The sequence below is a fragment of the Burkholderia singularis genome (genome assembly GCF_900176645.1).
GTDB lineage: Bacteria > Pseudomonadota > Gammaproteobacteria > Burkholderiales > Burkholderiaceae > Burkholderia > Burkholderia singularis.
This window is the reverse complement of the sequence record NZ_FXAN01000059.1, coordinates 1-3,777: the sequence shown is the minus strand read 5'-3', so window position 1 is coordinate 3,777 and position 3,777 is coordinate 1. Positions and strand designations below refer to the sequence as shown.

Annotated in this window: 2 protein-coding genes; both read right to left on the bottom strand. The window is 65.3% G+C overall.

Annotated features, from left to right (window positions below; genetic code table 11):
* On the bottom strand, positions 1 to 3,503 hold a 3,503-nt coding region (locus tag BSIN_RS12750; protein WP_143757432.1), incomplete at its 3' end, for a two-partner secretion domain-containing protein.
* Between the two features lie 72 nt (positions 3,504 to 3,575).
* The coding region (locus tag BSIN_RS26225) for a hypothetical protein (RefSeq protein WP_218192421.1) at positions 3,576 to 3,777 on the bottom strand (202 nt) is incomplete at its 5' end.

Genomic DNA, 3,777 nt, shown 5'->3' with positions numbered 1-3,777 from the left:
ATCGTCCCGCTTGCGTTGTTCAGACTGCCGGCGTGAGCGACGATTCGACCGGCGCTGATGATCTTGCCCGCGACGTTGCTGATCGAGCCGGCGCCGCTGCCCGGCGCAATCGTCAAGGTGCCCGTTCCCGCATGCGTGATCGCGCCGCCGTCGTTGATCAGCGTCGCCGGGGCGAGCGTCAAATCGGTGCTGTTCGTTTGCAGCGTGCCGCCCGCGGAATTGTCCAGCGTTTGGCTGACGTCAACCGTCGTTGACGATGCGCCGTATTGCGTGATCGTCCCGCCGTGGTTCGTCAGGTTCGTGGCCGTCAGCGCGAGTTGATTCGCTTCGAGATCGCCGCCGCTGTTGTCCAGCGTGTGGTCGACCGTCGCGATCAGATTCGGCGCGACGATCGAGCCGCCGCGATTCGTCAGCGAGCCGCTGTGGAGCGTCGCCGTCGAACTCGCGCCGAGCGCGCCGCCGTCGTTGGTCAGCGCGTCGCCGACGTCGATCGTCGCGTCCGTATTCGACAGCAGCTTGCCTTGGGTATTGTCGAGCGCCCCGCCCACCGTCACGTTCAGCCCGCGTTGCGCGCTGAGCGTCCCCGCACGGTTGTCGAGCCTCCCCGCGCGCGCGACGATCTGGCCGTTGCTGACGATCTTGCCGCCGACGTTGCTGAGGCTGCCCGATCCACCACTAGGGGTAAATGTCAGCGTGCCCGTTCCCGCATGGGTAATCGTGCCGCCGTCGTTGATCAGCGTGGCCGGCGCCAACGTCAGATCCGTGCTGTGGGTTTGCAACGTCCCGCCAGCGGAATTATCCAACGTGTTGCTGACATTGACGGTCGTTGACGACGCGCCGAATTGCGTCATCTTCCCGCCGCGATTGATCAAATTCGCAGCCGTCAGCGCCAGTTGGTTCGCCTCCAGATCGCCGCCGCTGTTATCCAGCGTCGTATCGGCCGTCGCGCTCAGGTTCGACGCGATGATCGAGCCGCCTCGATTCGTCAGCGAGCCGCTATGCACGGTGGCGTTCGCATTCGCCCCGATCGAGCCGCCATCGTTCGTCAGCACGCCGCCGGCCTTGACCGTCGCATCCGTACTCGACAGCAGCTTGCCCTGGGTATTGTTCAGCGCCTCGCTGAGCGTTGCGTTCAGGCCCGCTTGCCCGATGACCGAGCCCGACGTGTTGTTCAACGCGCCCGCTTGCGCGACAACGCGCCCATTGCTCGCGATCTTGCCGCCGACGTTCGAAATGAAGCCCGTCCCGCGCCCTGGGGGATTGCCGAGCGTCAACGTGCCGTTCCCGGCGTGGGTAATTTTTCCGGCATCGTTGATCAGCGTCGCGGGCGCGAGCGTCAGGTCCGTGCTGTTGGTTTGCAGCGTGCCGCCGTTCGAATTATCCAGCGTGTTCGAAACCGCGACAGTCATCGCGCCGGTTCCGGTTTGCGTGATCGTGCCGCCGCGGTTCACCAGATCGGTCGCGTCGAGCGACACCTGATTCGCTTGGATCGTGCCCGTACTGTTGTCGAGCGTCGCGGCATTCACGCTCGCCGATTGGCCCGTGATTTGCCCGGACGCGTTCGTCAGGTGCGCGCCCGCGTCGATCGTCGCCTGCTGACCGGCGGACATCGACCCGCCGCCGTTGTCGACCGCCTGCGCGTCGACTTGCAGAATCGTCTGCGCCGTCAGCGCGCCGTGATTGACGACGTTCCCGGCCTGCACCGACACCCCGCCGTTGCCGCCGATCACCCCGCCTTGCGCACCCGTCGCGGTGGTGCCAGCGGCATTGGTCAATTGCCCGGTCGTCACGAGCGACAAGCCGTCACCGTTCAGCGACGTGACCCGCCCCGCCGAATTGTCCAACGACGCTCCGGCAAGGGTCATCCCCGCTGCGCTTTGGATCGTGCCTTGACGATTCGACAGCGCGCCGCCGCGCACTTCCATCGAATTTCCCGACACGAGCTGCCCCGCCTGATTCGCGATCTGCCCGGCCGACTGCACCTTCAGCGGACCTTGCGCGGAGACCTTGCCGCCTTGGTTCGACACGCTGCCGGCGGCGAGCGTGGTGCCGCCGCCGCTCGACAGGCTGCCGTGATCGTTGATCAGCGCACCCGCCGCATTCGCCTGGATGGCGCCTTGCGCGCTCGCCGTCGCACCCGACAGATTCAGATCGCCCGCGTTCGCGTTCAGCGACAGATTGCCGTTCGCCGCCGTCTGGCTGCCGGCCAGATTCACGCTACCGCTGGTCAACGATGCATTGCCGCCCGCCAGGTTCTTGCCGGTCGCGATCAATTGCCCGGCCGTCACGCTCAAATCGCCGCCGCGCCCGATCGCGCCGTCATGGTTCACGCCCGCGCCGAGCGTGCCGGTCGAATTCACGCCGCTCGCGCTCACCGTCAGATTCTGCTGCGCCGCGAGCGTGCCGCTGTTCGCCAGCACGTCACCCGTCGACACCGACGCGCTCTGCTGACCGTAGACCACCCCACTGTTGACGATGCCGCCCTGCGCCGACACGTTCAGATTGCCCGCCGCGTTCGTCTTGCCGGACAGCACCAGCAGCCCGTTCGATTGCAAGGTCAGGTCGCCCGCTTGCGCGGCGAGCACGCCGGCATTGTTGACGCCCACGCCGTTCTCGGTGCCGACCAAGCGAATCCGGTCCGCATACATCCCGCCCAATTGGGCCACGTCGATCGACACGCCCGGCGCGGGGCCGTCGCCCGCGATCGGCGTCGCGGCCAGCGTATTCGCATCGACGCGGTTGGCGCCCGTCACGACATTCAAATTCTTGGCGTAGATCGCGGTGTTGACTTGCACGGCACGAGCCAACAAATCCACCTGGTCGATGTTCGACGCATTCAAGCCCGCGCCGGCCACCGTCACGAGCCCTTGGGAAACGCGATAGCCGGCGAGTGAACCGTCCGCGCCGTAGAACGGCATACCGGTGGTCAGCGTCGCTCTCGAGGTATTGATGAAGCCGCCGCCGTCGACATAGATGCCGGCAGGATTGGCCAGGACGAATTGCGCCCTGGGACCCGCGATCTCGATAGCGCCGCGTATCTGAGAAGGGTTCGGGCTGTTGACCTGATTGACAATGATCCGCGCGGCATCGTTCGGCCCGAAGTTCGGGTTGCCGTTGATCCATCCCGCTTGCTGGGTTTGGACCATCGCGGCCGAGTTGTTCACGATGGCCCCGGCCTTTTGCACGTCGAACTGGGTGTAGGTGTTGACCGACACGCCCGCGCCGGATGGCCGGGCGATATTGACTTGCGGCAGGCCGTTCGGCGTTTGGATCACCTGCGTCGCGCCGCCTGGCGTCGGGACGATCTGCGCGTGTGTGGCGATTGGTACCGTCGTGGCCGATGCGGCCGCGACGGCCAGCAGCGCGCTGCCCGTCGCACCACGACGGCGACGCGCGCCAGTCTCGCCCGATGCGGATTTGCCCTCGGCGGCGGCCGTCTCTTCGACCGCCACCACCATTCCCCGGAGCCTGGAATACACCAGGCGATAAGTCTTCTTATTCATTGGCTCTCGCGCAGCCCCGCGCGCTCGGTTTGTTATGCACCAGAACTTACCAAATCTCAAAAAAATCAAATGTCAGGAATTGATAAGCCATTTGGGAGCTTTTTGTTGCTTATCCCGAAAGCCTTGTCGGGCTGGCTGGGTGCTTCCTGCGCCGCCGGCGAGATGTTGCCGCCGCGCTACATCGGTGTCGGGTTCATGGTGCGCCGCCGCAGAATGAAATGTGGAAAGTCGTGCCGTTGTGACAGACATGGCTTGCATGCTGATCGACGTGAAA